Here is a 5,928-nt window from a genome sequence, read left to right as displayed (position 1 = left end):
AATCCTCATGTCAGATCAGAGTTTTCAAGATAGGTCAACACTACTTACCTAATGTTTCGCGCGCGAAACATTAGGTAAGTAGTGTTGACCTATCTTGAATAACTTCTGTTGAGGTGTCCATGGGCATGCACAAGAAGTCTTCCCAGTGGTATCGACTTTCGAATGAAAGTGGCAGCGTCATTGAACGTCTTCCCCGAGGCTGCGTGAACAGTTACACGATTTCGCTCTTAGCCTGCAGCGAACAAGTCAATACAAGGAGACTTTGCGCGTCTGGGAGGGGAAAACAACGCAAGTGAGCCAAAGCTCGCGCAACAGATGCCAGATAAACAAGCAGGGAAGGCAGGCTGAATAAAGTGCGATAGAACAAATCATAGGATCTACACCCAAAACCGGTGTTTTTTCTCAAGAAGCATGCTAAGCCGATACAATTATGAAGGTAGAGCATTTATTCAAATTTTTGGGACAGGCCGGCAGTTTGAGACAAGGTGTGCACCTCGGGGCATGGAATGGATAAGAGAATGCTAAAATTCGTGGAGGTGCTGTCGCGTCAACAGAAGGCCTCGATCTTCTTTACTATGGATTTGGCTCTGCTGCCGGTTGCGTTTTACTTGGCGCTGGCCCTACAGGAAATGCCGGTTTCGGCTTTGGTTCTGATGGGGCAGATGCTGCCCATCCTGCCATATATCTTGCTGCTGACTGCCGGGGTGATCTATAGGCTGGGCTTATCGCAGGTGCAGCTGATCGCATATGAACGCCACGCGGTTAGTATGAGCGCGTTGGTGACAGTGGTGGCTTCTGGCAGCGGGGCACTCTTGTGCAGCCTGTTTGGCCCGGAAATCCCTCTGGGAGTGCATGTGGTTTTTGGCCTGCTGTACCTGTTGATGATGGTTGGCGTACGTGCGGTGATGCTGCAAGTGGTATTGGCGCTCTATCGCCGCGCGCGACCGCGGCGCCGGGTGTTGATTTACGGGGCGGGCAATACCGGCACGCAACTGGCGCAGGCGCTGCGCTCGCATGAGGGCATTGATCCCGTCGCCTTTGTCGATGACAACAAATCCCTTCAGGGGTTGCGGCTGGTGGGTCTGCCGGTGCATTCCCCCGCGCATATCCCCGAACTGGTCAAAGCTGGCGATATCAGCCGGGTTTTGCTGGCCATGCCCTCGCAGAGCCAGCCCAAACAGGCGCAGATCATCCAGCGCATGCAGAAACTGGGGCTGGAGGTGCAGGCGCTGCCCTCCTTTGCCCAGCTGATCGGCGAGGAAGCCCTGGTCGAAAAGCTGACCCCGGTACCACCGCAGAAGTTTCTGCGCCGGGAAGCGCGCAAATTGCCGCTGCATGGATGTGCCAGCTCCTATGAGGATCGCATCGTGCTGGTCTCCGGCGCGGGCGGCTCGATCGGCTCCGAGCTCTGCCGTCAGGTGCTGACCTGCGGGCCGCGCAAGCTGGTGCTTTATGAGCTCTCCGAACTGGCGCTTTACACCATCCATCAGGAGCTGAGCCAGCAGCTGGAGGGCACCGGCATCGAGCTGGTGCCGGTCTTGGGGTCGGTTACCGACCCGCGCCAGGTGCGCCGGGTGCTGGAGCGCCACCAGGTGCAGGTGGTGCTGCATGCGGCGGCCTATAAACATGTGCCCCTCGTTGAGGCCAACCCGCTGGCCGGTCTGGCCAATAACGTCTTTGGCACCCAGACGCTGGCGCGCGCGGCGGCGGAATTCGGCGTTGAACGCTTTATCCTGATTTCCTCGGACAAGGCGGTGCGGCCGACCAATGTGATGGGCGCCTCCAAGCGCATGGCGGAACTCATCGTGCAGGATCTGGCCTCGCGCAGTGGCGAGCTGGGCGATGGCACGGTGGGCGATACGGTCTTCACCATGGTGCGCTTTGGCAATGTGCTGGGCTCCTCGGGATCGGTGATTCCGCTGTTTCAGGAACAGATCAGCCGTGGCGGCCCGGTCACCGTCACCGACACCCGCGTCAAACGCTACTTCATGACCATCCGCGAGGCGGTGCAGCTGGTGCTTCAGGCCGGGGCCGAGGCGCGCGGCGGCGAGGTCTTCGTGCTGGATATGGGCGAGCCGGTCTCGATCCTCAACCTGGCCCGTCAGGTGATCGAGAGTGCTGGCTATTCGGTGCGCGACGAGGATCACCCCGAGGGCGATATCGCGATCGAGATCATCGGCCTGCGCCCCGGGGAAAAGCTGGAAGAGGAGCTGACGCTCTCGAGTGAGCTGACCACCACCGCCCATCCCAAGATCTTCTGCGCCCGCGAATCCGTGCTGTCGGAGATCGAGGTCGCGGCGCTGTTGCGCGCCCTGCGCCAGGCGGTTGCGGCGGGCGATGATGCCGGGGCGCGGCAGGTGATCCTGCGCTGGGTCGAAGGCTATGTGCAGCCGCAGGCGGATCGTAAAACGTCCTGAGAGCCACAGGTTGCAACAAAGCGCGCCCCGCGGCGGCCCGGTTTGGGGTTGAACGTTGATTGCCACACGGGACTGAGGCAGTAAGCAGGTAAACGACACTCAACCAAGGACGTCGCCCGCCGTGACCTGCCGCCAGACATCATCGCGCCTGCGCCGCGCCCTGAAAACCGTATTGGGCTGGGGGCTTGGCAGCGGTCTGGCCTGTCTGGCCCTGCCGCTTCAGGCCGAAGAGGCGCTGGCGGCCACCGCTGCCACCAATGCCGAGGCGCCCCGGGGCTTTGCCTGGCCCGAGACCCCGAGCCTCAACTTTTATGGCAATCCAGGTCTTCTGGATATGCCAAGCGCGGAAATGATGCCGGATGCGCAATTTGCACCCTCGGTAAGCAGTTTTGGCGGAATCACCCGGATGAACCTCCAGGTGCAAGCGCTGCCCGCAGTTTCGATCGCCTTCCGTTATACCCAGATTCAGGATCGCAACCTGTTTGGGTTTGGCGATTTCTATGACCGAAACTTCGATGTGCGCTTCCGGCTGTGGAAAGAAGGAACCTATCGGCCAGCGGTCACGGTCGGGCTACAGGACTTTGCCGGAACCGGGATTTTCAGTGGTGAATATGTGGTGGCCACAAAAACACTGTCACCAAAATCCTTGCCGGGGCAGTTTAAGCTCACCGCTGGGCTTGGTTGGGGGCGCCTGGCGAGCAGTGGAGCCATCACCACTCAGGGAAGCCGGCCGGGATTCACGCCTGGGGATACGGGCGGGAAACTGGGCTTTGATCGTTGGTTCCGCGGTGATATCGCCCCCTTTGCCGGGATTGAATGGACCAATGGCCCATGGGGGCTGAAGGCGGAATATTCTTCTGATGGGTATTATCAGGAAACCGAGCTGTCAAATGTCTTCGAACGCCGCTCGCGTTTCAACTTCGGGGCAGAATATCAGGCAAGCCGCCAGCTGCGGCTGGGGGCCTATTATCTTTACGGCTCCGAATTGGGCGTCAGCGCCCAGATCCAGCTGAACCCGCGCCATCCGGTGACGCGCATGCAGGTTGCGGCCCCCACGCCGGTGGTGCCGCGTAGCAGCTGGGCTCAGGATGAGGCGCTCTGGACGCAGGCCTGGGCGGGCAGCCACAGCGCGCAGATCAAGGTCCGCGATCTGCTGGCCGAGGCGTTGAAACAGGACGGGCTGATCCTGGAGAGCGTAACCCTGAAAGGCACAAGCGCCGAGGTTCGCATTCGCAACACCAAATACCATTCCGAGACGCTGCCGATCGGCCGCGCGGCGCGGGTGATGTCGCGGGTTCTACCGCCTTCGGTGGAGAGCTTCCGCATTGTGCCCACGGCGGGCGGTCTGGGGCTTTCCGCCGTCGAGATCCGGCGCTCCGATCTGGAGGCGCTGGAACATGCGCCACAGGCCGCGGATGCGATCTGGGCGGTGGCTGCGGTGGAGGATGCCGGCAGGCCGGCAAAGGATGCGCTGGCTTCCGAACAGCTTTATCCAGCCTTCGCCTATTCGTTCACCCCTTATACCGCGCCGTCTTACTTTGATCCTTCGGTGCCGCTGCGACTGGATGTGGGGGTTGACTTGAAGGCCAGCTACAGCCCGGCGCCGGGCTGGAAGGTTGCGGGGGCGATCCGGCAGCGGATCTGGGGCAATGTCGGCGATGGCCGCCCGGGCAGCTCGAAGCTGCCGCAGGTGCGCACCGACGCGCGCGAATACGCTCAATATGGCACCACGCTGAACCAGCTCTATGTGGAGCGGCGCTGGAAACCGGGTCACAACCTTTATGCCCGCGCCACGCTCGGCTATTTCGAGAGCATGTATGGTGGCATCTCGGGCGAGCTCCTGTGGAAGCCGGTCAACAGCAATCTTGGTCTTGGCGCAGAGCTGAACTATGTGCGCCAGCGGGATTTCAACCAGCAGCTGGGGTTCCGCGATTATGACATTCTGACTGGCCATGCCTCCGCCTATCTGGAGCTGCCGAAGAACTACCTGGCGCAGGTGGATGCGGGGCGCTATCTGGCCGGGGATATCGGGGCGACCTTCTCGCTGACGCGGACTTTCAACAATGGCTGGCGGCTGGGCGGTTTTTTCACCCTCACCGATGTCTCGGCCAAAGACTTTGGCGAGGGCTCCTTTGACAAGGGCATCCGGCTGACCATTCCGCTGGGCTGGCTCTTGGGCAAACCCTCGCGCAATGCCTATGGGCTGACCATTCGCCCGGTGCAGCGTGACGGCGGCCAGAGGGTTTCGGTGCCGGGGCGGCTTTATGGTCAGGTGCGCAGCGCTCATCGCAAGAGTCTGGAAGAGCAACGGGCGAGGTTCTGGGAATGAAATATCTGTACCGCCCCTTTGCAGGCCTGATGATGCTGGCGCTGCTGGCGGCCTGTGCGCAGGGGCCGGAAGACACCCCGCTGGAGCTGGAAGTGGGCCAGGTGATCCGGGAGCAGGTGCGGTTGCGCAGCAATCGCAAGAACAAGCCACAGCCGCCCACCCTGACCCGCGCCCTGCTGGATACCATTCAGGAGCCGCATGTGGAGATGGTGATCGAGGATGTCGATCTGCGCGATTACCTGACCCTGCAACTGGCGCGCAATGACGACCAGCCGGGCCGGATCGAAATCTGGCATACGGTGGACAATATCACCTTCGGCTTTCGCGATGGCATGCTGATCTCGACGCGCGGTCTGCGTGGCACGCTTTTGTCGGCCCAGGTGCCGGCGGACGGGCAGGGGGCAATGGGTCCGGCCAGCGGCGGCCAGCGATTCTATGAGTTCAGCGGCGATGACAATGGATCCTATCAGATCTGGTTGGCCTGTGATTTGCAGGATCTTGGCGCCAAAGCGCTGGATGTCGTGGGCAAAACCTACCCCACCCGGCATCTGCGGGAGGTCTGTCAGGGCCAGGACGGTGGTCGGGTGATCAATGACTACTGGGTTGATTCTTTGGGCGGCCGGGTGCGGCAATCGCGGCAATGGGCGGGGCCGGATATCGGCTACATCCGCACTCGTCAGGTGGTGGATTGAGGCAGAACCAGAGAGATCCGGCCTAAAATGTCCAAAAGGCGCGCGGTTTTTCGGCAACGTCGAAATAAAAACGAAAAAGCAACGATCTTGCTGCTATTGCAAGCGTTGAAATAGGTTGGGCGCTCGCATAGTGTCCGTTCGAGGATCCCATATCTCCATAGGAGTTTAAGTTATGAAAAACATTATCGCAGCTTCCGCTATTGCCATGCTGGCAGCAACCGGCGCATTTGCTCAGGCTCAGGCTCAGGCTCCGGTAGGCGGCGCAGGTGCTGGTGGCGGCGCAGGTGCTGGTGGTGCAGCAGCAGGTGGCGTAGGCGCAGGTGCTGCAGGTGGTATCGGCCTTGGTGTTGGTGGCCTGGGTGCCGCAGGCATCGCAGCCGCCGCGGTCGCAGCGGCTGTTGTGGTTGGTGTTGTTGTCAACAACGACGATGCGTCGACCACCACCACCACCAACTAAGGTGTACGATCCGGCCGCCTGGATTAAGGCGCC

General features: G+C 60.9%; 4 protein-coding genes. 3 read left to right on the top strand and 1 reads right to left on the bottom strand.

Annotated elements, in window-relative coordinates:
* Positions 1-518 precede the first annotated feature (518 nt).
* From HCZ87_RS19270 to HCZ87_RS19260, 3 genes are all read left to right on the top strand, one after another.
* The gene (locus HCZ87_RS19270; protein WP_167646501.1) at positions 519-2,417 is read left to right on the top strand and encodes a nucleoside-diphosphate sugar epimerase/dehydratase; all 1,899 of its coding nucleotides are present in this window, start codon (positions 519-521) and stop codon (positions 2,415-2,417) included.
* A 121-nt stretch (positions 2,418-2,538) separates the two neighbouring features.
* Complete coding sequence (locus HCZ87_RS19265) at positions 2,539-4,746, top strand: YjbH domain-containing protein (RefSeq protein WP_368484151.1); 2,208 nt, start codon at positions 2,539-2,541, stop codon at positions 4,744-4,746.
* Positions 4,743-5,438 (top strand): YjbF family lipoprotein, encoded by a 696-nt coding sequence (locus HCZ87_RS19260; protein WP_167646499.1) that lies wholly within the window; start codon positions 4,743-4,745, stop codon positions 5,436-5,438. The genes HCZ87_RS19265 and HCZ87_RS19260 overlap by 4 nt, the downstream gene beginning before the upstream one ends.
* 22 nt (positions 5,439-5,460) lie before the next feature.
* Here HCZ87_RS19260 and HCZ87_RS20890 read toward each other — a convergent pair.
* On the bottom strand, positions 5,461-5,928 hold a 468-nt coding region (locus tag HCZ87_RS20890), incomplete at its 5' end, for a hypothetical protein (protein WP_217701979.1).

It is taken from the genome of Phaeobacter sp. HF9A (genome assembly GCF_011806385.1).
Lineage (GTDB): Bacteria > Pseudomonadota > Alphaproteobacteria > Rhodobacterales > Rhodobacteraceae > Epibacterium.
The sequence above is the reverse complement of the archived record's forward strand: the minus strand, read 5'-3'. Positions and strand labels throughout refer to the sequence as shown.

Bases quoted from the DNA above. Each gene is read 5' to 3' on its own strand.
- HCZ87_RS19270 (WP_167646501.1), top strand. From the start codon at position 519: ATGCTAAAATTCGTGGAGGTGCTGTCGCGTCAACAGAAGGCCTCGATC.
- HCZ87_RS19260 (WP_167646499.1), top strand. From the start codon at position 4,743: ATGAAATATCTGTACCGCCCCTTTGCAGGCCTGATGATGCTGGCGCTG.